The organism is Pseudomonas grandcourensis, assembly GCF_039909015.1.
Classification (GTDB): Bacteria; Pseudomonadota; Gammaproteobacteria; order Pseudomonadales; family Pseudomonadaceae; genus Aquipseudomonas; species Aquipseudomonas grandcourensis.
In genome coordinates, this window is record NZ_CP150919.1 from 6,259,350 (window position 1) to 6,284,476 (window position 25,127).

Here is a 25,127-nt window from a genome sequence, read left to right on the forward strand (position 1 = left end):
ACAGCCATCGCGAGCAGGCTCACTCCTACAGGTTCGGCGGCAAGCCCCAAGTATTCGCCAGTCATACGATGACCTTACTTTCCACCCGTCGCCTCCCCCTGCAAACCCCCTGACATATTTGTTGACAACTTTACCCTTGCGCTCCTATAAAGGCACGCGTTGTACGACAACTTACAACATGTGCGACACCAAAAATAAATCCAAAAAAATGACGGTGAAGTGATGAAAGTCAAAGGCATCCGCTGGTGGATGGTCGGCCTGGTGACGGCCGGCCTGATGGTCAACTACCTGGCTCGCAATACCCTGTCAGTGGCCGCTCCGACCCTGATGAGCGAAATGAACATCTCCACCGAGCAGTACTCGCACATCGTCGTCGCGTGGCAGGTGTGCTATGCGCTGATGCAACCGGTGGCGGGCTACATCATCGATGCCATCGGCACCAAAATGGGCTTTGCCATTTTCGCCTTCGCCTGGTCGATTGCCTGCGCACTGGCGGCCCTGGCGACCGGTTGGCAAGGCCTGGCCTTTGTCCGCGGCCTGCTTGGCCTGACCGAAGCGGCGGGGTTGCCGGCGGCGGTCAAGACGTCCACTGAATGGTTCCCGGCCAAAGAGCGCTCGGTGGCCATCGGCTGGTTCAACATCGGCTCGTCGATTGGCGCCGTGCTGGCGCCGCCACTGGTGGTCTGGGCGATTCTGCACAGCGGCTGGGAACTGGCGTTCCTGATCGTGGGTGGCCTGGGCGTGGCCTGGACGTTTCTGTGGATGGTTTTCTACAAGCACCCACGGGACCAGAAGCGCCTGAGCGACGAAGAACGCGACTACATCCTCAGCGGTCAGGAAGATCACTTCAAAGACACGGCCAAGCAAAAAGGCAACTGGAAAAAAATCATCGGCAGCCGCAACTTCTACGCCATCGCCAGTGCGCGCATGCTCTCCGAGCCGGCCTGGCAGACCTTCAACGCGTGGATTCCGCTGTACCTGATGACCGAACGGCACATGAACATCAAAGAGATCGCGATGTTCGCCTGGCTGCCGTTCCTGGCCGCCGACCTGGGCTGCGTGCTCGGCGGCTACCTGAGCCCGTTCTTCCACAAGTACTGCAACGTGTCGTTGTTCACCTCGCGCAAGATGGTCCTGTTGTTCGGCGCCTCGTGCATGATCGGCCCGGCCTGCATTGGCCTGGTGGCCAGCCCGTACACAGCCATCGCGCTGCTGTGCATTGGCGGCTTCGCACACCAGACCTTGTCCGGTGCGCTGTATGCGATCACATCCGACTCTTTCGGCAAAAACGAAGTGGCCACCGCCACCGGCATGGGTGGCATGTTCGGCTACCTGGGCGCCGCCGCGTTCACCCTGGTGTTTGGCGTGATGGTGACCAAGATCGGCTACAGCCCGCTGTTTGTGGTGCTGGCGATTTTCGACATCGTTGCCGCGTTTATCGTCTGGACGGTTGCCCGTGAGATCAAGCCTCAGGTGGCCGCCCCAAATCTTCAAACTGCAGTTCCAGCCAGCTAAGACACAAACCCTGTAGGAGCGAGCCTGCTCGCGATAGCGGTCTGTAAGCCAGCATTGATGTTGAATGTCAGGCCGCCATCGCGAGCAGGCTCGCTCCTACAAGGGTGTTTGCCATCTTGAGCTATCGCTCCAACACGCTATGCTGCCCGACACTGCCATCGATCGAGACGCTGCCATGTCCGCCCCGAGCATGACCCTGTACCACAACCCGCTCTCTCCCTTCGTTCGCAAAGTCATGGTGCTGCTGCACGAAACCGGCCAGCAGAACCGTGTGGCGTTGCAGACCAGCGTGCTTACCCCGGTCAACCCGGACCTGACCCTGATCGAAGATAACCCGCTGAGCAAAATCCCGGCCCTGCGCCTGGCTGACGGCAACATCATCCACGACAGCCGGGTGATCCTCGACTACCTCGACCACCAGCACGTCGGCAACCCGCTGATCCCTCGCGAAGGCTCGGCCCGCTGGCGCCGCCTGACCCTCGCGTCGCTGGCCGACGGGATCATGGACGCGGCCGTGCTGGTGCGCTACGAAACCGCCCTGCGCGCCCCGGAAAAACACTGGGACGAATGGCTCGACGGCCAGCGCGACAAAATCCGTCGCGCCCTGGCATTGCTGGAAAAGGACGCGATAGCCGAACTGACCTGCCACTTCGACGTAGCCGCGATCAGCGTGGCCTGTGCACTGGGTTACCTTGACCTGCGCCATCCGGATCTGGACTGGCGCACAGCGAATCCGCAGTTGGCGGCGTGGTATTTCGAGGTGAGTCAGCGGCCTTCGATGATTGCGACGATGCCGAAGGTTTAAGCCTTCAAAAGATCAACAATCCGGCTTATCCGCCGTAAACCGCCGAGCCGGATTCACCGCCGCCCCAAACTCACGCAACGCCTTGGCGCCGATCAGCAACGGATAATTGAAGCTACTGCGGTCAGTCAGGTTGACCTCGACCGTACGCTTGACGTTACCCAGGCACAGCTCCAGATCGACCACCGGACGCTTGGTGGGTGCGATCACTTCGCTGTCATCCTCTTCCTCTTCGGAGCGGGTCTTGATCTTACTGATGCGCGCGATCTTGTGCTCGTAGACCTGGTTGCCCGCATCTTTGGTGCCGAGGCGGAAACGCACCCAGTCTTCGCCGTCACGCTTGAAGGTTTCGATGTCCTTGGCCGACAGCGACGCGGTCAGGGCGCCGGTGTCCATTTTCGCCTTGAGGACCTTCCCGCCGATTTCCGGCAGGGCGATGTATTCGTAACGCCCATAGAGGGTCGGCTCGGCGGCCATGACCGGCAGGGCGATGAGGGAGAGCACTGCAAGGAGGGATTTCACGTAATGGGTTTCCATGAGAGTGAGCAGTCGGATTTTAGACCGTCGTTCGCTTGATCGTTCCCACAAGGTTACCGACCCAAAAGTGAAACATTTGTCAGCACCGATTTGGCCTGCCGCCCGAAGCTGCTTATCATGGCGCGCCCAACCGCTTCCACGAGTGACTTATGCGCCGCCTGCTCACCGGCTGTTTTGTGACCCTGCTGCTCCTGCTCAACACCCTGGTCCTGATCGGGCCGTTGATGGTTTTTGCCCTGCTCAAACTGATTCTGCCCGGCCGTTTTCGCGATTACGCCTCTTGGTCGGTGATGTGGATCGCCGAGACCTGGTCCGAGATCGACAAGCTGATCTTCCGTGTCTGCATCCCTACCCAATGGGACATCCGTGGCGGTGACGATCTGCGTCGCGACACTTCCTATCTGGTGATCAGCAACCATCAATCCTGGGTCGACATCCCGGCGCTGATCCAGACGCTGAACCGGCGCACGCCGTTCTTCAAATTCTTCCTCAAGAAAGAGCTGATCTGGGTGCCCTTCCTGGGCCTGGCGTGGTGGGCGCTGGATTACCCGTTCATGAAGCGCTACAGCAAGGCGTTCCTGGCCAGACACCCGGAACTGGCCGGCAAGGATCTGGAAATCACCAGACAAGCCTGCGAACTGTTCAAGCGCCAACCGGTAACGGTGGTCAATTATCTGGAAGGCACCCGCTTCACCGCGGCTAAATGTGCCCAGCAACAGTCACCGTTCAATCACCTGCTCAAGCCCAAGGCCGGCGGGGTGGCCTTTGTGCTCGCAGCGATGGGCGAGCAGCTGGACGCGATTCTCGATGTGACGGTGGTTTACCCGCAGCAGAAGATTCCGGGGTTCTGGGACTTGATCAGCGGCAATGTGCCGAAGGTCATCATTGATATCCAGACCCGCGAACTCGACCCTGCGCTATGGCAGGGCGATTACGAAAACGACCCGGCGTTTCGCGAGAAGGTCCAGAACTGGGTCAGCCAGCTCTGGACCGAGAAGGACCGGCGCATCGACGCCTTGCGTGGTGGGCACCGCTGAATCAGCTACCGGTACCGGCGCCGGCGCCCCAGATCCCGCCCAGGCTGCTCAGCAGCGAACCACCGACGCCCTGCTGACCGAGGTACTGCAGGAGCACCGGGGTAAACAGGCCGATCATGCCGGTGTCCATGCCCAGGGCGCTGAAGGCGTTGTTCAGGTCGCTGGTGTTCTTGACGTTACCCAAGGCATTGTCCAGTCCTGCAGCTTTGCCACTGGAGCCGAGCAGACCGGCCAGTGCACCCAACTCACCGCCGCCCGAGAGCATGTCGATGCCCGGTACGCTTTTGGCCAGTTCCGAGTAGTCGGTCGAACTCAACTGGTTCTTCGCCAGCCCCAGCATCGCCCCGGCACCGCCGATGGCTTGTTGTGGGGTGATGTCCAATTCAGTGAGAGTGCTCAGCAGATCGGCTGTCTGCGGCGTCGGTGCGGCGGTCGCGGCCGTGTCACCGCCCTTCATGCCGGCAATGGCATTGGCCGCATCGCCCAGGCTGAACTGTGCAAAGGCCGGGCTGGCAGCCAGGGTCAGGAGCGATGCCAATGCAAAACCTCGTGAAATCTTCATTCAGACATCCTCTTGCGTCATGAAAAACGCCCGGCTTACAGGCGCAAAGCTGCCGATTTGACCGGGCAAACGCGGGCATGTTCCTCAGGTTTCCACCCATTTCCCATCCGCTCGTCACAAAGCAGCCCTGAAGCCTGCGGCACTATCAGTTCTGCTAGTAGGCGGTTCTGTTCGAATGCGCCACAGTAAAACCCTGGATCGACAAACTCATTCAGGAATCCGGGCATGCTCCCCAAACGTGAAACGCTGCTGTGCAGCTACCACTACGACCCGCTGGATCGTCTGGTTGATTGCACTCCCACATCACTAGACACCTGCCGGCGCTTTTATCTGAAAGATCGTCTGGCCACCGAGATTCAAGGTGTGGTGCAGCGTTCGATCATGCAGCACGACGATCAACTGCTGGCTCAGCAACAGCGTCAGAACGGGGCCGTGGAAGCGCGCTTGCTTGCCACTGATCAACAGCGTTCGGTATTGAATGTGATCGACGCAACTCGTCCCCATTCCTTGGCCTATTCACCCTATGGTCATCGCCCTGCGGAAAGCGGCTTACTCAGCCTGCTCGGCTTCAATGGCGAAAGACCGGATCCGGTGACGGGGTGTTATTTGTTGGGGAATGGTTATCGGGCGTTTAACCCGGTTTTGATGCGGTTTAACAGTCCGGACAGTTGGAGTCCGTTTGGGGAGGGTGGGTTGAATGCGTATGTGTATTGCGTGGGGGATCCGGTAAATCGGACCGATCCGTCGGGACATATTTCACAATTCGTCAAGAACGCACTTTTGAAAGGCTCATCACTCAAGTTGCCTCGACACGTAGCACCTAAGAACACGCGAGCACGCACTGCCTACATAAAAACGCCTGACCTACAGATTATAAAAAATCCGACTCATTTTGAACCACCATCAAATACGACTAGAGGTGTTTCTGAGCCACCGCCGCAACCAAAAGTAGATTTAAGTACGTTAGATTATATTGGCACCCATGGATCCACGACAGCACACCATAATAGTTTAACAGCCGGGCTACACTCCAACTTCATGAATAGCGCTAGCGGTCTCAGCAGCGGTCCAGGCTTCTATGTATCCCCTACTCGAAGAACAGCAGTAGATTTTTCGGAGATCGCGGCCAGTTACTCCAACAATGGCACACCCCACGTTTATGAAGTATATGTCAGTGACTTTAGTTCCATGATTCCTGGTCGCCATTACCGGTATGGAACAATGGGCGAGGGAGGCTTGATTTACAGATCGTTAAACGAAATGGAAATAGTTTTGCATGAGCGTATTTATAGACGAGTTTCAATTCATGCTACGGAGATCAGAAGGCCCCAGGTACTTCCCAGAGCCTCCGAGGCACCGTTCTGAATTCTACCAAGGGATAACAAAAGAGGGTGACATCATTTCACCCTCTTTGTTTACCCTAAGCCTTTACGCCGCACTAAACATCTTATGCGGATCAATCACAAACTTCTTCGGCACACCCGCATCGAACTCGCCATACCCCTGCGGCGCCTGATCCAGGCTGATCACCTGCACGCCCACCACTTCGGCGATGTTGATGCGGTCCCACATGATCGCTTGCATGAGCGCGCGGTTGTACTTCATCACCGGGGTCTGGCCGGTGTGGAAGCTGTGGGATTTGGCCCAGCCCAGGCCGAAGCGGATGCTCAGGCTGCCCATTTTCGCGGCAGCGTCGACGGCACCCGGGTCTTCGGTCACGTAGAGGCCGGGGATGCCGATCTTGCCTGCCACACGCACCACGCCCATCAGCGAGTTGAGCACGGTGGCCGGGGCTTCGTGTTTCACGCCGTCATGGCCATGGCCACGGGCTTCGAAGCCGACGGCGTCGATGGCGCAATCCACTTCCGGTTCACCGAGCAGCGCGGCGATCTGTTCGTGCAGCGGTGTGTCCAGGGACAGGTCGGCGATCTCGAAGCCTTGGGCCTTGGCGTGAGCCAGGCGAACGGTGTTGACATCACCGACGATCACCACCGCCGCGCCCAGCAGGCGAGCGGATGCGGCCGCCGCCAGACCGACCGGACCGGCACCGGCGATGTACACAGTGCTGCCCGGGCCAACGCCGGCAGTCACGGCGCCGTGATAACCGGTCGGCAGGATGTCGGAGAGGCAAGTCAGGTCACGGATTTTTTCCATGGCCCGGTCGCGATCCGGCAGTTTCAGCAAGTTGAAATCGGCGTACGGCACCATGGCGTATTCGGCCTGGCCGCCAGTCCAGTCGCCCATGTCGACATAACCATAGGCACCGCCCGGACGCGCCGGGTTGACGCTCAGGCACACGCCGGTATGCATCTCTTTGCAGGAACGGCAGCGCCCGCAAGCGACGTTGAACGGTACGGATACCAGGTCGCCGATTTGCAGGTTCTCGACGTCGCTGCCCTTCTCGATCACTTCGCCGGTGATTTCGTGGCCCAGCACCAGGCCGGTTTGAGCGGTGGTACGACCGCGCACCATGTGCTGGTCGGAACCACAGATGTTGGTGGAAACCACACGCAGGATGACGGCGTGGTTAATCTTCCTGCCGCGCGGATCCTGCATTTTCGGATAGTCAATACTTTGCACTTCGACCTTGCCAGCGCCGAGATACACCACACCACGATTGCCAGACATGCTTTCACCTCGCTGTTGTTTTTATGAAACCGCGTTGCCCAGGCAGGCAGCGCGTTAAGTGCTCGGGTTATTGCCTGTGTGTCTTGTGTTGCTTGTAAGGGCCTCATCGCGAGCTTGCTCGCGATGGCGATTTAAAGAACGACCGTGCGATTGGCGTTCAAAAACACTCTTCGCTCAATGTGATACCCAACCGCCCGCGCCAGGGTCAGTCCTTCGATATCCCGCCCCTTGGCGATCAGGTCTTCCGGGTAATGGCTGTGGTCCACGGCCTCCACGCCCTGGGCAATGATCGGGCCTTCATCCAGGTCGTTATTGATGTAATGCGCCGTGGCGCCCACCAGTTTCACGCCCTTGTTGTAGGCCTGGTGATAGGGCTTGGCGCCCTTGAAACCCGGCAGCAGGGAGTGGTGAATGTTGATCGCCTTGCCATCGAGCTTGCGGCACAGCTCCGGCGACAGCACTTGCATGTAGCGCGCAAGGATCACCAGTTCGGCGCCGGATTCTTCGATCACCTGCCACACCTGACGCTCTTGCGACGGTTTGTCGTTCGGGTCCAGCGGGAAGTGGTAGTACGGAATCTGGTGCCAGTCGGCCAGCGGCTTGAGGTCCGGGTGGTTGGAGACCACAGCGGCGACATCCATCGACAACTGGCCGATGCGTTGGCGATAGAGCAAGTCGTTGAGGCAGTGATCGGCCTTGGAAACCATGATCACCACTTTCGGCCGATAGTTCGGCGCGGTCAGTTCGAAGATCATGCCGAAGGCTTCACCGCGTTCAGCCAGGCCCGCGCGGAAGGACTGCTCGTCGAAGCCATCGGGCTGGCGGAATTCCACACGAATGAAGAAACGGCCCGAGAGCCGGTCATCGAAGGAATGGTGTTCGGTGACGTAGCAGCCCTGCTCGAACAGAAAGCGGGTCACCGCGTCCACGGTGCCGAGCACGCTGGGGCAGTCGGCGGTCAGAATCCATGTGTCTGGGGCGCGGCTCATAGTGCGGTGACTCCTGAGAAATCGGTGGATGCCTCCTGTAGGAGCGAGCCCTGCTCGCGATGGAGGCCAACGATGACGCGTACTTCCTGATTCAACGCGTTGCCTTGAAGTCCATCGCGAGCAGGCTCGCTCCTACAGTGACGGTGGTGATCAGGCCTGCACGCTCAGGCCGTACTCGGCAGAAGCATCCTGCAACCACAACCACCAGTAATCCGAGAAGCTGCGACGAATCAGCAGTTCCCAGGTGTCTTCGGCGGTGTGACGGATCATCAGTTGCGACTTGGCGAACACCGTGCCGACGGCTTTGCCCACCGGGAAGTTGTTCGGGTGCACGTCGTAGCTGGTGGACTTCATCAGCACTTGGCGCACGTTCGGGCCGCTCAGTTCGAGGAGTTGCTGGCCGCCGCTGACGTTGACGATTGCAATGTGCAAATCGCCCAGTGCTGCGCGCAGTTTTTGCTCGGCGGCCAGTTCTTCACCGGTCGGCACGATCAGCAGCCACTCATCCGGCCCCATCCATTGCAGGCTGGTTTCACCTTTGACGATGACAGTCAGCGCGCCCGGCAACTCGATGCCCAGGGCCTTGTGCACGCCTGCGGCGAATGCTGCGTCGTGGCCATCGCCACGGATGGTCAGGTGGCCGAGGAGTTTTTTCTCACGCACGATCACGCCGGCGTTCTTGCGGCCCTTGCCCACCAGGCTGGCGAGGTCGGCGTGATGCAGCGACGACTCGGCCTTGGCCCCGGAGGTTGGGCGTTGTTGGTAAACATTGGCTGCGGTCATAAAGCACCTTTCCTGAATTCGTAATCCCTGTGGGAGCGGGCTTGCCCGCGATGGGAGCGACGCGTTCTGCCTGAAGCACCGCGTTATCGTTCATCGCGGGCAAGCCACGCTCCCACAGGTACTGTGGTGTCACACGTTCTGGCGTTCGCCCTTCGGATCGAAGAACACCGAAGAAACGATTTCCGCCTCGATCACGCTGCCGTCGGCCAGCGGTGCGAACACGCGCTCGCCCATCCGCTGCAAACCGCCCTTGACCACGCCCATGGCGAACGAATAGCCCAGGGAGTTGTGCAGGTAACTGGAAGTCACGTGACCCACCATGGTCATCGGGATCGCCTGCTTGGTGTTGAACACCAGTTGCGCGCCTTCCGGCAGCCATTTGTTCGGATCGATCGGCTTCAGGCCAACCAGTTGCTTGCGCTGATCACGCACGCAGTCTTCACGGTTCATGCCACGCCAGCCGATCCACGAGAACGGTTTGGTGCGACCGACACACCAGCCCATGTTCAGGTCGTCCGGGGTCATCGAGCTGTCAGTGTCCTGGCCAACGATGATGAAGCCCTTCTCGGCCCGCAGCACGTGCATGGTTTCGGTGCCGTACGGCGTCAGGTTGTACTTCTTGCCGGCGTCGACGATTTTCTCGAGCACGCCCATGGCGTAGTCGGCTTGTACGTTGACTTCGTACGACAGTTCACCGGTAAACGAAATCCGGAATACCCGCGCCGGCACACCACCCACCAGACCTTCTTTCCAGGTCATGAACGGGAAGGCTTCGCTGCTCAGGTCGATATCGGTGACTTCAGCGAGCAGCTTGCGGCTGTTCGGCCCGGACAGGGTCATGGTTGCCCAGTGGTCGGTGACGGAGGTGAAGTACACCTTCATGTCCGGCCATTCGGTCTGGTGGTACAACTCCAGCCACTGAAGCACGCGAGCCGCGCCGCCGGTGGTGGTGGTCATGACGAAATGGTTGTCGGCCAGGCAAGCCGTCACGCCGTCGTCGAAGACCATGCCGTCTTCTTTGCACATCAGGCCGTAACGCGCCTTGCCCACATCAAGCTTGGTCCAGGCGTTGGTGTAGACGCGGTTGAGGAACTCACGCGCATCCGGGCCCTGGATGTCGATCTTGCCCAGGGTCGAAGCGTCCAGCAGGCCGACGCTGTCGCGCACGGCTTTGCATTCGCGCTTAATGGCGGCGTGCAGGTCTTCACCGGATTTCGGGAAGTACCAAGGACGTTTCCACTGGCCGACATCTTCGAACTCGGCGCCGTTTTTCAGGTGCCATTGATGCAGTGCGGTATAACGCACCGGCTCGAAGATGTGCCCACAGTGACGACCGGCCACGGCGCCGAAAGTCACCGGCGTGTAGTTCGGGCGGAACATGGTGGTGCCCATCTGCGGGATGGTCACGTTCAGTGAGCGGGCCGCGATGGCCAGGCCGTTGACGTTGCCGAGCTTGCCCTGATCGGTGCCGAAGCCCAGGGCGGTGTAGCGCTTGACGTGCTCGACCGACTCGAAGCCCTCGCGGGTCGCCAGTTCGATGGCGGCGGCAGTGACGTCGTTTTGCAGGTCGACGAATTGCTTCGGCGCCCGTGCGGTGTTCTTTTCATGGGGCACCTGGAACAGCGCCAAAGTCGGCTCTTCGAGACGGCTCAGGGCTTTGGGCAGCACGCCTTCGACCGACTGGAAGCCGGCTTCGGCAGCAGCGCGAACGCCACCTTCAAAACCGTCAGCCAGGGAATCGCCGAGGCCGTAGACGCCGTTGATGCCGCCGACGCACACGCGTTTCTGCGGTGCTTCACCCGGTACGAAACCGAGGATGTCTTCGCGCCAGATCGGCTTGCCACCCAAGTGCGAAGCCAGGTGAACCACCGGGCTGTAGCCACCGGAGCTGGCCACCACGTCGCAATCAAGCCATTCGCCAGGGCTGGTCACGGTGTGGGCTTTGACATCGATCGCGGCCACACGGGCAGCGGTCACGTGCTTGCTGCCACGGGCCTCGATCACGGCGCTGCCGGTGAGGATGCGAATGCCTTTGGCGCGGGCTTCTTCCACCAGCGCACCACGGGGATTGCTGCGGGCGTCGGCGATGGCCACCACTTGCAGGCTGGCATCGAGCCAATCCAGGGCAACGCGGTAGGCGTGGTCGTTGTTGGTCGACAGCACCAGCTTCTTGCCCGGTGCCACGCCGTAACGGCGCACGTAGGTCGAGATCGCGCCGGCGAGCATGTTGCCCGGCACGTCGTTGTTACCGTAGACCAGTGGACGCTCGTGAGCGCCGGTCGCCAGCACCACACGTTTGGCGCGGACCCGGTGAATGCGCTGACGCACCTGGCCAATCGGTGCACGGTCGCCGAGGTGATCGGTCAAGCGCTCGTGAATGGTCAGGAAGTTGTGGTCGTGGTAGCCGTTGACGGTGGCGCGCGGCAGCAGCAGCACGTCCGGGGTGTTCTTCAGTTCGTCGATGACGCTGGCGACCCACTCGGTCGCAGGCTTGCCGTCGAGGCTTTCGCGGGAATCGAGCAGGCTGCCGCCGAACTCTTCCTGCTCATCGGCGAGGATCACCCGGGCACCGCTGCGCGCAGCGGCCAGTGCAGCGGCCAAGCCAGCAGGGCCGGCACCGACGATCAGCACGTCGCAGTGCTGGTTCATGTAGTCGTAGGTGTCCGGATCGTTCTCGGTCGGCGAGCGGCCAAGACCGGCAGCCTTGCGGATGTACTTCTCGTAGGTCATCCAGAACGATTGCGGGTACATGAAGGTTTTGTAGTAGAAGCCCGGCGGCATCAGCTTGCCGCCGACCTTGCCGAGAATCCCCATCATGTCGTTGTTCACGCTCGGCCAGCCGTTGGTGCTGGTGGCGACCAGGCCTTGGTACAGCGCCTGTTGCGTGGCGCGCACGTTCGGGATCTGCGTGGCTTCGGTGGCGCCGATCTGCAGCACCGCGTTCGGCTCTTCAGCGCCTGCGGCGAAGATGCCGCGCGGACGGGAATACTTGAAGCTGCGACCGATGATGTCGACACCGTTGGCCAGCAGTGCAGCGGCCAGGGAATCGCCTTCGAAGCCTTTGTAGTTCTGGCCGTTGAAGGTGAAGGTCAAGACTTTGTTGCGGTCGATCCGTCCGCCGTTGGACAGGCGATTGATCTGGCTCATACCTTCTCTCCCAGAGCCGTGCTGGCCGCTTTCGGGCTATCGGTCTTGTCGGTGAATTGTGGCTTGGTGCCGATCTTGTAGGTTTCGAGAATCTCGTAGGTCACGGTGTCGCGGGTGACGTTGAAGTACTGACGGCAACCGGCGACGTGATCCCACAGTTCGTGGTGCAGACCGCGAGGGTTATCGCGGAAGAACATGTAGTCGCCCCACTCCTCGTCGGTGCAGGTGTTCGGATCCAGTGGACGCGGGATGTGCGCCTGGCCGGATGCATGGAATTCCTCTTCGGAGCGCAGTTCGCCGCAGTGAGGACAGAAGATATGCAACATGGGGATTTCTCCTGTTAGTGGGCAACCGCAGCAGCGCCGTGTTCATCGATCAACGCACCGTTGTGGAAACGGTCGATGGAGAAAGGTGCGGCCAATGGATGCATTTCACCCTTGGCCAGGCTCGCGGCAAACACGTTGCCCGAGCCAGGTGTGGCCTTGAAGCCGCCGGTGCCCCAACCGCAGTTGAAGAACATGTTCGGTACCGGGGTTTTCGAAATGATCGGGCAGGCATCCGGCGTGGTGTCGACGATGCCGCCCCACTGGCGGTTCATGCGTACGCGCGACAGTACCGGGAACATCTCGACGATGGCCTGGATGGTGTGCTCGATCACCGGGTACGAACCACGCTGGCCGTAGCCGTTGTAGCCGTCGATACCGGCGCCGATCACCAGGTCGCCCTTGTCGGACTGGCTGATGTAGCCGTGCACGGCGTTGGACATGATCACGCTGTCGATAATCGGCTTGATCGGCTCGGACACCAGCGCTTGCAGCGGGTGGGATTCGATCGGCAGGCGGAAACCGGCGAGCTTGGCCATGTGTCCGGAGTTACCGGCGGTCACTACGCCGACGCGCTTGGCGCCGATGAAGCCCTTGTTGGTTTCAACGCCGATGCACACGCCGTTTTCCTTGCGGAAACCGATCACTTCGGTCTGCTGGATCAGGTCCACGCCGAGGGCGTCGGCGGCACGGGCAAAGCCCCAGGCCACGGCATCGTGACGGGCCACGCCGCCGCGACGCTGGACGGTAGCGCCCATCACCGGGTAGCGAGTGTTCTTGGAGCAGTCGAGGTACGGAATCTCGTCCGCAACCTGTTTGGCATCGAGCAGTTCACCGTCGACGCCGTTGAGGCGGTTGGCGCTGACCCGACGCTCGGAATCACGGATGTCCTGCAGGGTGTGGCACAGGTTGTAGACGCCGCGCTGGGAGAACATCACGTTGTAGTTCAGGTCCTGGGACAGGCCTTCCCAGAGTTTCATCGCGTGTTCGTACAGGTGCGCCGACTCGTCCCACAGGTAGTTGGAGCGAACGATGGTGGTGTTGCGCGCGGTGTTACCGCCGCCCAGCCAGCCTTTCTCGACCACGGCCACGTTGGTGATGCCGTGTTCCTTGGCCAGGTAGTAGGCCGTTGCAAGACCATGCCCGCCACCGCCGACGATGACCACGTCGTAGACCTTTTTAGGGGTCGGCGTGCGCCACATTTTCTGCCAGTTTTCATGATGGCTGAGAGAGTGCTTGAAGAGGCCGAAGCCCGAGTAGCGTTGCATAGTCATTTACTCCAAAACCGCACTCAGCGATAAACCGGGAAGTCCGCGCACAGGGCTGCCACTTGCTCGGCGACATTGGCCTCGACATCGGCGTCGCCGAGGTTGTCGAGGATGTCGCAGATCCAGCCGGCCAGCGTGACGCACTGGGTCACCTTGAAGCCGCGAGTGGTGACCGCCGGGGTGCCGATGCGCAGGCCGGAGGTCACGAACGGCGACTGTGGATCGTTCGGGACAGCGTTCTTGTTCACAGTGATGTGGGCGCGACCGAGGGCTGCGTCCGCCTCTTTACCGGTGAGGCCCTGACGGATCAGGCTGACCAGGAACAGGTGGTTGTCGGTACCGCCGGACACTACATCGTAGCCGCGTTTGATAAACACGCCGGCCATGGCCTGGGCGTTGTCGATCACTTGCTGCTGGTAAACCTTGAAGCCAGGCTCCAGCGCTTCCTTGAAGCACACTGCCTTACCGGCGATCACGTGCATCAGCGGGCCGCCCTGGGCACCCGGAAAAACTGCCGCGTTGAGCTTCTTCTCGATTTCTTCGTTGGACTTGGCCAGGATCAGGCCGCCACGCGGACCGCGCAGGGTCTTGTGGGTAGTGGTGGTGACCACATCGGCGTAAGGCAGCGGGTTCGGGTACAGACCGGCAGCGACCAGACCGGCAACGTGGGCCATGTCGACGAACAGCAGAGCACCGACCTTGTCGGCGATCTGGCGGAAGCGCGGGAAGTCGAGGGTCTTGGAATAAGCCGAGAAGCCGGCAACGATCATCTTCGGCTTGCACTCGACGGCCAGGCGCTCGACTTCGTCGTAATCGATCAGACCGGTCTCGGTGTCGATACCGTACTGCACGGCGTTGTACAGCTTGCCCGAGGACGACACTTTGGCGCCGTGGGTCAGGTGACCGCCGTGGGCCAGGCTCATGCCGAGGATGGTGTCGCCGGCTTGCAGCAAGGCCAGGTACACGGCGCTGTTGGCCGAGGAACCGGAGTGCGGCTGGACGTTGGCGTAATCGGCGCCGAACAGTTGCTTGGCGCGCTCGATGGCCAGCACCTCAACCTTGTCGACGTGCTCGCAGCCACCGTAGTAGCGCTTGCCCGGATAACCTTCGGCATATTTGTTGGTCAGGCCGCTGCCTTGCGCTTCCATCACGCGCTTGCTGGTGTAGTTCTCCGACGCGATCAGCTCGATGTGATCTTCCTGACGTTGCTCTTCGGCATTCATCGCCGCCAGCAGTGCATCGTCGTAACCCTGGATCTGGTCTTGCTTGCTGAACATCGCGTCTCTCCCAGCGGCGGTGGTGCGCCATTCGTCTCGGTGAGGCACTGGCTTTTCGGCAGTGCCCTTTGGTAGCGATGGTATGACTGGCTTGGAGTCGTCAAATGCCTACGGGCGCCACGCAAAGGTGCGTTTACGACATGGGAGGAAATGACGAGGGTGGTGAGTGCCTTTGTGGCGAGGGAGCAAGCTCCCTCGCCACAAAGGCGGGGTCAGGCGATGGCCTGACGCACTGCGAGCAATAGCAGGAAATGCAGGGGATAGAGCGCATACGCCCGGCGCCGCATCGGCGGTGGTTTTGCGCCCTTTGCATGTCGCAACAAGAACAGCCCGAGCCATGGCGCAATCAGGCACGTGACAATGGCCGAAATCGCCGCGACATTGCCCAGACGAGCGGCGTAATACAGCACCTGCCACTGATTGGCCGCCAGGCACACCAACCCCGCCAACAGCGCGAAGTACCAGGGGCGTTGCAGTACCAGCAACATCGCCAGCGGCAACAACACGCCAAAGAACCCGAACATCAATCGCTGGGAGAAAAACCCTGCCAGCAGCAACGCGCCCACCGCCAGCAGGCGCGACGCAAGCACCGGCTGCTGCCAGCCACGAACTACCAGCAAGCCCAGGGCAAGGGTGGGCAGCACATTCAAGGTGTCGGGATTGGGGATGTACATCCGGTAAGGAATTTCACTCACCGCACTAAACAGCAACAACCACCCCAGGTAGCGCCATTGCCCACCGTTCACCACAACAGGCTTTCGCGCCAGATTGACCGCCATCGCCAGGCAGAACCACGGAAACGCCAGGCGGCCCGGCACATACAACAGATCGGCGGAATAACCGACATATCGCAGGTGATCGAGCACCATGCTCAAAAGCGCCAGCCACTTGAGCAGATCCAGTGCCCCGTCCCTTGAACTCACGTGCATAATTGGCCTTCGACTGTGTATGTTCCTGACAGCGACATCCTGTGCGCTCCACCTGACGATCTTGGGTACAGTGCGCACCCTCATTGACCACGGGACGCTTCACCATAGGCATCTCGACCACGGAAGCAGGCCATGACCGACAAGAGCCAACAATTCGCCAGCGACAACTATTCCGGCATCTGCCCTGAAGCCTGGGCTGCCATGGAACAGGCCAACCACGGCCACCAGCGCGCCTACGGCGACGACGAGTGGACCGCCCGCGCCTCCGACGATTTTCGCAAACTGTTCGCGACCGACTGCGAAGTGTTTTTCGCCTTCAACGGCACCGCTGCCAACTCGCTGGCGTTGTCGTCGTTGTGCCAGAGTTACCACAGCGTGATCTGCTCGGAAACCGCCCACGTCGAAACCGACGAATGCGGCGCCCCGGAATTCTTCTCCAACGGTTCCAAACTGCTGATCGCCCGCACTGAAAACGGCAAGCTGACCCCGGAATCGATCCGCGAGGTCGCGCTCAAGCGCCAGGACATCCACTACCCGAAACCCCGCGTCGTGACCCTGACCCAGGCCACCGAAGTCGGCAGCGTCTACACCCCGGACGAAATCCGCGCCATCAGCGCCACCTGCAAGGAACTGGGCCTGAACCTGCACATGGACGGCGCACGGTTCTCCAACGCCTGTGCATTCCTCGGCTGCACCCCGGCTGACCTGACCTGGAAGGCCGGCGTCGACGTGTTGTGCTTCGGCGGCACGAAAAACGGCATGGCGGTGGGTGAGGCGATTCTGTTCTTCAACCACAAACTGGCAGAAGACTTCGATTACCGCTGCAAGCAGGCCGGGCAGCTGGCGTCGAAAATGCGCTTCCTGTCAGCACCGTGGGTCGGGATCCTGGAAAACGACGCCTGGCTCAAATACGCCAACCACGCCAACCACTGCGCGCAATTGCTGGCCGAACTGGTCAGCGACATTCCCGGCGTGGAACTGATGTTCCCGGTACAGGCCAACGGCGTGTTCCTGCAACTGTCGGAACCGGCCATCGCCGCACTGACCGCCAAGGGCTGGCGCTTCTACACCTTCATCGGCAACGGCGGCGCACGCTTCATGTGCTCGTGGGACACCGAGGAAGAGCGGGTGCGCGAATTGGCGCGGGATATCCGTGAAGTGATGGCATAACCGCGATCCCCTGTGGCGAGGGGGCTTGCCCCCGTTGGACTGCGCAGCAGGCCCAAAGTCTGAGTCGGTGGTTTGTCAGTCAGACCGCGACAGCAGGTTTTACGACGGCTGCGCCGCCGAACGGGGGCAAGCCCCCTCGCCACAGGTTCGCGCTCGTCCGTTCCCCCGCCACTGCTCCTGAAGACTTCGTCTACATTGTTTGTCGAGCCTGTGCTCACATAAAAACAATCAGGAGCGTCAGCATGTCATTGCAAGGCAAAACCCTGTTCATCACCGGTGCCAGCCGCGGCATCGGCCGCGAGATCGCGCTGCGGGCCGCTCGCGATGGGGCCAACATCGTGATTGCCGCCAAAAGCGCCGAACCCCATGCCAAGCTGCCGGGCACGATTTTCAGCGTGGCCGAGGAAGTGGAAGCCGCAGGCGGCAAGGCGCTGGCCTTGCAGGTGGATGTGCGTGAAGAGGATGCCGTACGTGCGGCCCTGGCCCAGGCCAACGAACATTTCGGTGGCATCGATGCACTGATCAACAACGCCGGGGCGATCAAGCTGACCGGGGTCCAGCACCTCGAACTCAAGCGCTTCGACCTGATGCACCAGATCAACACCCGCGCCGTCTTGCTGTGCAGTCAGGCTGCGTTGCCGTACCTGAAGAAGTCCGGCGGCCACATCCTCAACCTGTCCCCGCCGCTGAACCTGGCCACCAAATGGTTCGCCCAGTACAGCCCCTACACCGTCACCAAATACGGCATGAGCATGCTGACTTTGGGCATGAGCGAGGAATTCAAGAATTACGGGATCAGCGTCAACTCGCTATGGCCACAGACGATGATTGCCACCGCTGCCATCGAGTTTCAGCTGGGATCGAGGGAATCGTTCAAGCATGCGCGCCTGCCTGCGATCATGGCGGATGCGGCGCATGTGATTCTGAGCAGCACAAATCGCAGCCTGACCGGGCGTTTGCTGATCGATGAGGAAATACTGCGGGAGAACGGTGTGACGGAGTTCGAACACTATCGGTTCGCGCCGGACAGCAGCGACAAACTCATGACTGACCTGTTCGTTGACTGAAAAAACACTGCACCTGTGGGAGCGAGCTTGCTCGCGATGACGGAATCAGATTCAACATCAATGTTGGCTGATCCAACGCTATCGCGAGCAAGCTCGCTCCCACAGGGAGTGATGGCGCTTATTAAAACTCGATCCGCACATCCCCCTTCGGCACGCTGCAGCACGACAGAATGTACCCTTCGGCTTCGTCTTCCTCGGTGATCCCGCCGTTGTGCTCCATCTCCACTTCGCCGCCCAGCTTCAGCACCTTGCAGGTCCCGCAAATCCCCATGCCGCACGCTTTCGGAATCATCAGGCCGACCTTGGCCGCTGCTGCATGCACGGTCTCGCCCGGGGCCACGCGGATGCTCTTGCCGGAGGCGGTGAATTCCACTTGATGCAAGTCCGCGGCGTCGACTTCAGGTGCCTCGGCCGCTTGTTCGGCGTGTTCCACGGCGTCAGCGCGCGCCTCTGGCGGGGTCGCACCGAAGGATTCTTCGTGATAACGCGACATGTCGAAGCCAGCGGCTTCCAGCAAGCGCTTGACCGCATTCATATACGGTGTCGGACCGCAGCAGAATACTTCGCGCTCAAGGAAGTCAGGCGCCATCAATTCAAGCATTCTGTGGTTGAGGTAACCGCGATAGCCGGCCCAGGGCTCACCCATACCGTGCTTCTCGCAGATCAGGTGCAGGCTGAAGTTGTCGATCCGCGACGCCATGTGTTCCAGCTCGCGGTGGTAAATGATGTCTTTAGGCGAACGGGCGCTGTGGATAAACACCATGTCGACATTGCCGTTGGTGTCGTAGAACCAGCGCGCCATGGACATGACCGGCGTGATACCAACGCCGCCGCTGAGGTAGAGCACCTTCGGCGCGGTGAAGTCCATGGCATTGAACAGCCCGACCGGCCCGTGCACCGCCAGCTCCTGGCCTTCGTGCAGGGTGTCGTGCAGCCAGTTGGACACCTTGCCGCCCGGCACGCGCTTGATGGTCACCGAAAAGCTGTACGGCACCGATGGCGAGCTGGAAATGGTGTACGAACGCATGATCGGCTGGCCTTCAATCTCCAGCTCCAGGGTGACAAACTGCCCCGGCTTGAAGAAGAACAGGATCGGCTGGTCGGCCATGAAGCAAAAGGTGCGCACATCCCAGGTTTCCTGGATGACTTTGACGCAACGGACGATGTGTCGACCATTGGCCCAGGTCTGGGTGGTTACCGGGTTCAGGAAGCTGTTGGACATGCTGATCTCCACGGCCGACTGTCGGCCTTCATGTTGGCGATTCTGCGTATAGCGCGAACCATCCATTTACCTATCTGCGACATTGACATGCTTATCGCGACCAGCCCCCAACGACCGGGGCTTGCGCGTCGGGAACAGATTGCACCATGTCGCCCATGGATAAGGTTCTGGCCAGCGCCGGCCCCACACTCGCCCCATACCAAGACACATTCTTTACACCTTGCGTAGCAACCCTGAGCAGCACACCTGATTAGCCACTTTCGCCGGCCACACAGAATGGCCTTGAGGATTAAACGATGGACGTCACTACTACCCTGAGCCTGGGCGATCCGCTGGAACCCGCACGCAAGGCCACCGCACAGATGCTGCAAGAGCGCGAGCGCACGTTCTCGCTGCCGCAGCCGTTTTACTCCGACGAGCGCCTGTTTGATATCGACATGCAGGAAATCTTTCAGAAAGAGTGGTTGATCGCCGGCATGACCTGCGAAATCCCTACCAAGGGCAACTACCTGACCCTGCAGATCGGCAAGAACCCGATCATCGTGATCCGTGGCGCCGAAGGCGTGGTGCATGCGTTCCATAACGTCTGCCGCCACCGTGGCTCGCGCCTGTGCACCAGCGAAAAAGGCAAGGTTGCCAAGCTGGTTTGCCACTACCACCAGTGGACCTACGAACTGGACGGCCGCCTGCTGTTCGCCGGCACCGAAATGGGCGCCGACTTCGACATGAAAGACTACGGCCTCAAGCCGGTGAACGTGAAGACCGCCGGCGGCTACATTTTCATCAGCCTTGCGGAGAACCCGCCGGCCATCGATGACTTCCTGTCGACGCTCAACCACTACATGGAACCGTACGACATGGAGAACACCAAGGTGGCGATCACCACCACCTTGATGGAAAAGGCCAACTGGAAACTGGTGCTGGAAAACAACCGCGAGTGCTACCACTGCAACGCGTCGCACCCGGAATTGTTGAAAACCCTGCTTGAGTGGGACGACGTCACCGACCCGCGCGCCGACCAGGCCTTCAAGGACCACGTCGCCGCCTCTGCCGCTGCCTGGGAAGCCGAAAAGATCCCTTACGCCCACGCCAGCTTCGGCCTGCGCAACCGCATCGTGCGCATGCCGCTGCTAAAGGGCACCGTGTCGATGACCATGGACGGCAAACAGGGCTGCGCCAAGCTGATGGGCCGCATCCAGAACCCGGACCTGGGCTCGATGCGCATCCTGCACCTGCCGCACTCCTGGAACCACTGCATGGGCGACCACATCATCGTGTTCACCGTGTGGCCGATCAGCGCCCAGGAAACCATGGTCACCACCAAGTGGATCGTGCACAAGGACGCGGTCGAAGGCGTGGACTACGACGTGGAGCGCATGCGCCAGGTCTGGGACGCCACCAACGACCAGGACCGTCGCCTGGCCGAAGAGAACCAGCGCGGCATCAACTCCACCGCGTACCAGCCTGGACCGTACTCCAAGACCTATGAGTTCGGCGTGGTGAACTTTGTGGACTGGTACAGCGAGCGTCTGCTGAGCAACCTGGGGGCTGAGCCTGCGCCGTATTTGAAGGGTGTGCCGGTTAGCGGTTGAGGATTGAAGGATTGAACCAGTAGAGGCCTATGAACTACGCAGTAAACAGGCCTCTGTTTTTCATGGCTGGGGGTGAACTGGTAATCTAGCCCAATCCGATTCGGTGCCATTTGCAAACCTGCACCTGACACCGACCGCGATTGGAATCAGGGGTATCAGGTTTTCAAGAGTAAAAGTCCTTGTAGGGCCCAGATACGCTTCAAACTCAACGACGAACACCTTGAATACATATCCGATTACATTGCCGGCCCCCTCGTCGGGAAGATCCCAGGCAAAAGAAACGCTGCGATTAGCATTGGCGGTGACGCGGAAATTGGTAGGCACTGCTGTACTGTCATCTAATGTTCTAAATACAAGCGATGCAGGTTCGGACGACAGACCGGAATGACCGATTGCGAATACACGCACGGTATAAGGCGTATCACGCGACAACCCTGCTAGTCGAATAGTTGTTTCAACCGTATCCTGGCCAATCAGTCCGTTCAAATCGTATCTATAGCGAGCAACACCGGGACCTGAACTGAGCCAGAAAATATTCGCGGACTGTACTAAGGGTTCTGCACTCAATCCCTTGGGCGCTTCCGGCCTGGCCTCCCCATTCACCACGGTGAAAGAGGCGTCTGCCGAGTACCGGGAATTCAGTCCACCCATTGTCTGATCACAGGTCAAGACAAACCCCCCTTCCGGCAATTCGACATCTGGCGGTGCCGACCAATTGCCGTTGGCATCAACCGACGCCGTGCCGTACAAAATAGTCCCCAAACCGCTTTCATAGAAACGGACTGTCGCCCCAGGCACTCCATTCCTGCCCCTGATCACGGGTTTGGTCGTCGTCACCACGGAACCGTTAGCGGGTTCAAGAATGATCGGGATTGGAAGATTGACAGTAAACGTAGTGACTTCTGAGTAGCCGGACGTCAAGTCGTTGAAGTCCTGAGCACACACCAAGGCAAAACTTCCGTACGGCAAATCGACATTTGGCGCTGCCGACCAATTGCCATTGTCATCAACCCGCGCCGTGCCGTACAAAATAGTCCCCAAACCGCTTTCATAGAAGCGGACCGTCGCCAAAGGCACACCACTTCCCCTGAACGACGGCCTCACGCTATTCACGTCAGAACCATGGACCGGCGTACTGATGGTCGGAGGATCAATGCTTGTAATTACTTGAATGGTTACTGGCTCTGTCCATCTGGATACTTGGCCGTGACGGCTCTGCCGGCACGTCAACTTAATAGTGCCACCAGGAAGTTGCGCATCCATTCTCCACGAACCATTTGAATCGGCGACCGTTGTACCCAAATCCGTCCCAATGTCACTTTGAGACAGCGTCACTATTGCGTTAGGCATTGCATATCCATTTACCTGAACGGCGTTGGTATAGGAGGTGTATCCCGGCGGAGGAAAGTGCATACGTAATCGAGTGCCTATGACAACCCGCTTTGGATTGCTTGAAATACAATGCCGAATAAACGCCGAGTTCTCACGCGCAACAAAATCAAAACTGACGATGCTGCTTTTACGCTGCCAATCACCCCCCGCTGGGTACCAGCCAACAAGCCGTGGAATAATGGCCCCGGGGCCACCGGCCCCGAAAACCGTTGCTGACATTGACCATGGATAATCATTAAATGGCGGATTTACCATTACGCCCTGTATATGAGCATACAGCCGGTCCGGATCAACAGCACCACTTCCCGCCCAAGAGTGATCAAGCTTGTCCCAAAAAAAAGTTGGATCTCGATCTGCCGATACTTCTCGAGGTACAGCGACAATCAAACGGGGTCCAGGATACTGACTCTTGATCTCTTCAAGCGTCAAGCCTTCCGCGGACCGTGGCAGCATTTTACGGGTGTAATGCCGCATGAAATGCGCGTGAATAGCGGCATAAGGTACAGGATAACTGTTGTTATGAAGTTCGAATCGGTGAAAATCAAGAATGACAATCTCCCCCGGGTTGGTCTCTTGAAAACGATCAACATCGTTCAGCATATTGGCGAATGTTCTACCTGACGTCTGGTCACTATGGGTGAATCGCAGCCCTTGATTAACATTATCCGAGCCATACCCATGAAACCATCTAAGCCTGATATCCAAAACACGTATGCCGTTGTCGAGCTGATAGCGAAAACTCTTATCCTGGCATGTTATATAACTGTTGCTATAGTCCGCCTCATTATCCATTCCAGCATTATGCGCACTTGCAAGAAGAAGCTCACTCACCCGTAAATGCTGGATGTAGGGGTGAAGATCTACCATCCAGCTGTTCAGGTTGTAAGCGTAAGATTCAACATTCGGCTCTGACAGTTCATTTTGATCGTTCATTCCGAACTCCTGCATTAACTTGAAATCAAAAATTACTGTACATTTGAACTTTAAACACCTAACAGAAAAGATAGTTTTTATACTTTTTTCATCTGAACTGGTTACTGCTAATTCCTTCCTTTATGGCACTGGTTCACCACCCTTCCCCGTGATGTAGCAGTTTCAGCTGTACGAAATATGATCTATCTCGTTCAGGCCTATGCCCGCCGCACCTCCCAGCCTTCCGCAAACAAGTTATCCACATCTCCACCCACAGCTATTGGGGACAACTGTGGAAATGCTGCAAAAATTCTCCACAAAAACCAAAGAAAAACCGTGACTTATCCAGAAGCATGCTTCCATGGACGGACTGGTCATTTTTTGATCAGAAACCTAAAAGGCACGGACTGCGTAGCTTTCAGAGGACGACAAACACCTTATCCACAGAAGCGCCAACAGAGATTGGGGGCAAGTCTGCATCCCCAGCAGCACTTATCCCCTTGAAAAAGCTTGGAAAAACCACCAACAAGGCTGATTGCTTTTTGACCAGCAGCCTGCAGGGCTTGATTTGTATGGGGTGTAGCGAGGGGCGAACATGTTATCCACAGAACCACCAACAGGGATTGTGGATAAACACCGAAGTTGTTCAGATTTTATTGAGGCATGAGCGACCCGAATCCAGGTCCAGGTCCAGGTTCAATTCAAAGTCTTTGAACGCGCGCCATCCGAGCAGTATCGACGGGACGTATTGCCCGCCGATCAGCGACGGCGGGATGGTAAAGCCCGGGTAGTATTTGTAGGTGACCGCCATGGTATTGCCTTGCAGGGCCAATACGCCGTCGAAGCGTTGAAAGCGCTTGTTGTTGCCGGTGTAAACGTTCGAGCCTCCCGGTGTCAGCGCCTGCACAACGCTGACTTGCCTGCCGGGCGACGAGGCCGTCAGGTAGTCGACATTTCCGGTATCGATGATGGCCTGCGTTGCCTGGCGATCCAGTTGTGCGGCCACCACCAGCCGTTGATTGAGATCCAGGCGGCTAACGACAACCGACGCATCACAGCCTGTGGCCGGCGACGGATTCAGCTCCAGTGTTCTGCTGGTGATCTTCAGGCGCCCCAGCTTGCTGATCAGATCCAGCCCCAACAGGTTATCCCGGTCGCTGACAAAGACCAGGACGTTCCTGAACTCGCGGCCAGGCCATTTTCGCCATAAAACGTGCTGTAGCGATAAAAAGCATCGGGCAACAACCTGATGCCCATCTGTTTCGCCGTGTCGATGTTGACCCGGGTTTGCGGTGCGCCCGTGTCCAGTACAAAACGCGCCGAGGCACCATTGGCCGCGCCGACCTCGATAAATGGCAGCACTTGTTCAGCGACGTAAAAGTCGTCGGCATACGGATGGAGCGGCAGCACCTCATGCCGCACCGAACCATTGACCGAGAAATCGCCGGTCGCCGCCAGGATAGCCAGTGATTTGCTGCCAAACGTGGAGAACAGAGGTTTCAGATCGGCGTTGGTGGCAATCGCCCGGGCATGCCTGGCCTTGATCGCCAGGTAGTATTCGGGGATTTGATTAGCGGCCTTGGCTTCGAGCAATCTGGCGAAGACCGTCACCGAGCAACTGAGGTGTCTGTCGGCATCCAGTACCTTGTCGCACTGTTGCCGCAGTTGCGCCAGGGACGCGTTGCGGCCCTGCTCGGAGTCTATCCAGCGATAAAAATCCTGATCAGCCTCGGACGCTTTTGTCTGGGCGGCAGAGATCAAGCCTGTGGATAAGCACATGGCCGAAGCAAAGAGCGACAGAAGAGCGAAAGTCTTCATATTCAGGCCAGTCATAAAACCGGGTTTTATGAGTCAGCGCTGAATGTCTGAAAGCTCCCGAAAGCGTGCCGCACCCTTGATCAGCGCATAGGAAACTGTAGTTCACCGCCCGGAATGGTGCGATGCGACACCCTGTAGGAGCGAGCCTGCTCGCGAA

Annotated in this window: 19 protein-coding genes and 1 pseudogene; 7 read left to right on the forward strand and 13 right to left on the reverse strand. The window is 59.2% G+C overall.

The window, feature by feature from the left end; translation table 11 throughout:
- The first annotated feature begins 222 nt into the window (after nucleotides 1-222).
- Together AABM52_RS28190 and AABM52_RS28195 are read left to right on the forward strand one after the other, a co-directional pair.
- A complete protein-coding gene (locus AABM52_RS28190; protein ID WP_347909487.1) occupies nucleotides 223-1,515 on the forward strand; it encodes an MFS transporter in 1,293 nt (430 codons plus the stop codon).
- A 175-nt stretch (nucleotides 1,516-1,690) separates the two neighbouring features.
- Nucleotides 1,691-2,320 carry a glutathione S-transferase family protein gene (locus tag AABM52_RS28195; RefSeq protein ID WP_347909488.1) on the forward strand — a complete coding sequence of 210 codons (630 nt, stop codon included), beginning with the start codon at nucleotides 1,691-1,693 and terminating at the stop codon, nucleotides 2,318-2,320.
- 12 nt (nucleotides 2,321-2,332) lie between these two features.
- Here the strand turns inward: AABM52_RS28195 and AABM52_RS28200 are convergent, their stop codons facing one another.
- Nucleotides 2,333-2,839 carry an ATP-dependent zinc protease gene (locus AABM52_RS28200; protein WP_046039553.1) on the reverse strand — a complete coding sequence of 169 codons (507 nt, stop codon included), beginning with the start codon at nucleotides 2,837-2,839 and terminating at the stop codon, nucleotides 2,333-2,335.
- A 164-nt stretch (nucleotides 2,840-3,003) separates the two neighbouring features.
- On the opposite strand from AABM52_RS28200, the gene AABM52_RS28205 reads away from it, so the two are divergent.
- Entirely contained in the window at nucleotides 3,004-3,891 is an 888-nt protein-coding gene (locus tag AABM52_RS28205) for an acyltransferase (protein ID WP_347909489.1), read from the forward strand.
- Nucleotide 3,892: 1 nt separating this feature from the next.
- Here the strand turns inward: AABM52_RS28205 and AABM52_RS28210 are convergent, their stop codons facing one another.
- A complete protein-coding gene (locus AABM52_RS28210) occupies nucleotides 3,893-4,453 on the reverse strand; it encodes a DUF2780 domain-containing protein (RefSeq protein WP_347909490.1) in 561 nt (186 codons plus the stop codon).
- Between the two features lie 225 nt (nucleotides 4,454-4,678).
- On the opposite strand from AABM52_RS28210, the gene AABM52_RS28215 reads away from it, so the two are divergent.
- Entirely contained in the window at nucleotides 4,679-5,818 is a 1,140-nt protein-coding gene (locus tag AABM52_RS28215; RefSeq protein WP_347909491.1) for an RHS repeat-associated core domain-containing protein, read from the forward strand.
- A 63-nt stretch (nucleotides 5,819-5,881) separates the two neighbouring features.
- Here the strand turns inward: AABM52_RS28215 and fdhA are convergent, their stop codons facing one another.
- The 8 genes from fdhA to AABM52_RS28255 form a co-directional block, all read right to left on the reverse strand.
- Nucleotides 5,882-7,081, reverse strand: a complete 1,200-nt coding sequence (fdhA, locus tag AABM52_RS28220; RefSeq protein WP_056726583.1) for a formaldehyde dehydrogenase, glutathione-independent — start codon at nucleotides 7,079-7,081, stop codon at nucleotides 5,882-5,884.
- 131 nt (nucleotides 7,082-7,212) lie between these two features.
- On the reverse strand, nucleotides 7,213-8,070 hold the full coding sequence (gene purU / locus AABM52_RS28225) for a formyltetrahydrofolate deformylase (RefSeq protein WP_007981374.1): 858 nt from the start codon (nucleotides 8,068-8,070) through the stop codon (nucleotides 7,213-7,215).
- Nucleotides 8,071-8,220: 150 nt separating this feature from the next.
- Nucleotides 8,221-8,853 (reverse strand): sarcosine oxidase subunit gamma family protein, encoded by a 633-nt coding sequence (locus AABM52_RS28230; protein ID WP_347909493.1) that lies wholly within the window; start codon nucleotides 8,851-8,853, stop codon nucleotides 8,221-8,223.
- Between the two features lie 129 nt (nucleotides 8,854-8,982).
- Complete coding sequence (locus tag AABM52_RS28235; protein WP_347909494.1) at nucleotides 8,983-12,000, reverse strand: sarcosine oxidase subunit alpha; 3,018 nt, start codon at nucleotides 11,998-12,000, stop codon at nucleotides 8,983-8,985.
- Nucleotides 11,997-12,326 carry a sarcosine oxidase subunit delta gene (locus AABM52_RS28240; protein ID WP_046039383.1) on the reverse strand — a complete coding sequence of 110 codons (330 nt, stop codon included), beginning with the start codon at nucleotides 12,324-12,326 and terminating at the stop codon, nucleotides 11,997-11,999. Before AABM52_RS28240 ends, AABM52_RS28235 begins: the two co-directional genes overlap by 4 nt.
- A gap of 14 nt (nucleotides 12,327-12,340) precedes the next feature.
- A complete protein-coding gene (locus AABM52_RS28245) occupies nucleotides 12,341-13,591 on the reverse strand; it encodes a sarcosine oxidase subunit beta (protein ID WP_007947735.1) in 1,251 nt (416 codons plus the stop codon).
- Nucleotides 13,592-13,614: 23 nt separating this feature from the next.
- Nucleotides 13,615-14,868: a serine hydroxymethyltransferase gene (gene glyA, locus AABM52_RS28250; protein WP_347909495.1), complete on the reverse strand. Its 1,254-nt coding sequence runs from the start codon at nucleotides 14,866-14,868 to the stop codon at nucleotides 13,615-13,617.
- Between the two features lie 212 nt (nucleotides 14,869-15,080).
- Entirely contained in the window at nucleotides 15,081-15,797 is a 717-nt protein-coding gene (locus tag AABM52_RS28255) for a TraX family protein (protein WP_347909496.1), read from the reverse strand.
- Between the two features lie 132 nt (nucleotides 15,798-15,929).
- Between AABM52_RS28255 and AABM52_RS28260 the strand changes: the two genes are divergently transcribed.
- The gene (locus AABM52_RS28260; RefSeq protein WP_347909497.1) at nucleotides 15,930-16,967 is read left to right on the forward strand and encodes a low specificity L-threonine aldolase; all 1,038 of its coding nucleotides are present in this window, start codon (nucleotides 15,930-15,932) and stop codon (nucleotides 16,965-16,967) included.
- 242 nt (nucleotides 16,968-17,209) lie between these two features.
- Nucleotides 17,210-18,034: an NAD(P)-dependent oxidoreductase gene (locus AABM52_RS28265; RefSeq protein WP_347909498.1), complete on the forward strand. Its 825-nt coding sequence runs from the start codon at nucleotides 17,210-17,212 to the stop codon at nucleotides 18,032-18,034.
- Between the two features lie 121 nt (nucleotides 18,035-18,155).
- Here the strand turns inward: AABM52_RS28265 and gbcB are convergent, their stop codons facing one another.
- Entirely contained in the window at nucleotides 18,156-19,256 is a 1,101-nt protein-coding gene (gene gbcB, locus AABM52_RS28270) for a glycine-betaine demethylase subunit GbcB (RefSeq protein WP_347909499.1), read from the reverse strand.
- 296 nt (nucleotides 19,257-19,552) lie between these two features.
- Between gbcB and gbcA the strand changes: the two genes are divergently transcribed.
- A complete protein-coding gene (gbcA, locus tag AABM52_RS28275; RefSeq protein WP_347909500.1) occupies nucleotides 19,553-20,848 on the forward strand; it encodes a glycine-betaine demethylase subunit GbcA in 1,296 nt (431 codons plus the stop codon).
- 60 nt (nucleotides 20,849-20,908) lie between these two features.
- On the opposite strand, the gene AABM52_RS28280 is transcribed toward gbcA, so the two are convergent.
- A complete protein-coding gene (locus tag AABM52_RS28280; RefSeq protein WP_347909501.1) occupies nucleotides 20,909-23,173 on the reverse strand; it encodes a hypothetical protein in 2,265 nt (754 codons plus the stop codon).
- A gap of 625 nt (nucleotides 23,174-23,798) precedes the next feature.
- A pseudogene (locus tag AABM52_RS28285) lies at nucleotides 23,799-24,931 on the reverse strand (retropepsin-like aspartic protease).
- Nucleotides 24,932-25,127 lie beyond the last annotated feature (196 nt).

What these genes read in the sequence shown, in the direction of transcription:
- AABM52_RS28280 (WP_347909501.1), bottom strand. Translation starts at nt 23,173, where the DNA reads ATGAACGATCAAAATGAACTGTCAGAGCCGAATGTTGAATCTTACGCT.
- AABM52_RS28190 (WP_347909487.1), top strand. Translation starts at nt 223, where the DNA reads ATGAAAGTCAAAGGCATCCGCTGGTGGATGGTCGGCCTGGTGACGGCC.
- AABM52_RS28205 (WP_347909489.1), top strand. Translation starts at nt 3,004, where the DNA reads ATGCGCCGCCTGCTCACCGGCTGTTTTGTGACCCTGCTGCTCCTGCTC.
- purU (WP_007981374.1), bottom strand. Translation starts at nt 8,070, where the DNA reads ATGAGCCGCGCCCCAGACACATGGATTCTGACCGCCGACTGCCCCAGC.
- gbcA (WP_347909500.1), top strand. Translation starts at nt 19,553, where the DNA reads ATGGACGTCACTACTACCCTGAGCCTGGGCGATCCGCTGGAACCCGCA.
- AABM52_RS28230 (WP_347909493.1), bottom strand. Translation starts at nt 8,853, where the DNA reads ATGACCGCAGCCAATGTTTACCAACAACGCCCAACCTCCGGGGCCAAG.
- glyA (WP_347909495.1), bottom strand. Translation starts at nt 14,868, where the DNA reads ATGTTCAGCAAGCAAGACCAGATCCAGGGTTACGACGATGCACTGCTG.
- AABM52_RS28245 (WP_007947735.1), bottom strand. Translation starts at nt 13,591, where the DNA reads ATGCAACGCTACTCGGGCTTCGGCCTCTTCAAGCACTCTCTCAGCCAT.
- AABM52_RS28195 (WP_347909488.1), top strand. Translation starts at nt 1,691, where the DNA reads ATGTCCGCCCCGAGCATGACCCTGTACCACAACCCGCTCTCTCCCTTC.
- AABM52_RS28210 (WP_347909490.1), bottom strand. Translation starts at nt 4,453, where the DNA reads ATGAAGATTTCACGAGGTTTTGCATTGGCATCGCTCCTGACCCTGGCT.
- AABM52_RS28265 (WP_347909498.1), top strand. Translation starts at nt 17,210, where the DNA reads ATGTCATTGCAAGGCAAAACCCTGTTCATCACCGGTGCCAGCCGCGGC.
- gbcB (WP_347909499.1), bottom strand. Translation starts at nt 19,256, where the DNA reads ATGTCCAACAGCTTCCTGAACCCGGTAACCACCCAGACCTGGGCCAAT.
- AABM52_RS28260 (WP_347909497.1), top strand. Translation starts at nt 15,930, where the DNA reads ATGACCGACAAGAGCCAACAATTCGCCAGCGACAACTATTCCGGCATC.
- AABM52_RS28235 (WP_347909494.1), bottom strand. Translation starts at nt 12,000, where the DNA reads ATGAGCCAGATCAATCGCCTGTCCAACGGCGGACGGATCGACCGCAAC.
- AABM52_RS28240 (WP_046039383.1), bottom strand. Translation starts at nt 12,326, where the DNA reads ATGTTGCATATCTTCTGTCCTCACTGCGGCGAACTGCGCTCCGAAGAG.
- fdhA (WP_056726583.1), bottom strand. Translation starts at nt 7,081, where the DNA reads ATGTCTGGCAATCGTGGTGTGGTGTATCTCGGCGCTGGCAAGGTCGAA.
- AABM52_RS28255 (WP_347909496.1), bottom strand. Translation starts at nt 15,797, where the DNA reads ATGCACGTGAGTTCAAGGGACGGGGCACTGGATCTGCTCAAGTGGCTG.
- AABM52_RS28215 (WP_347909491.1), top strand. Translation starts at nt 4,679, where the DNA reads ATGCTCCCCAAACGTGAAACGCTGCTGTGCAGCTACCACTACGACCCG.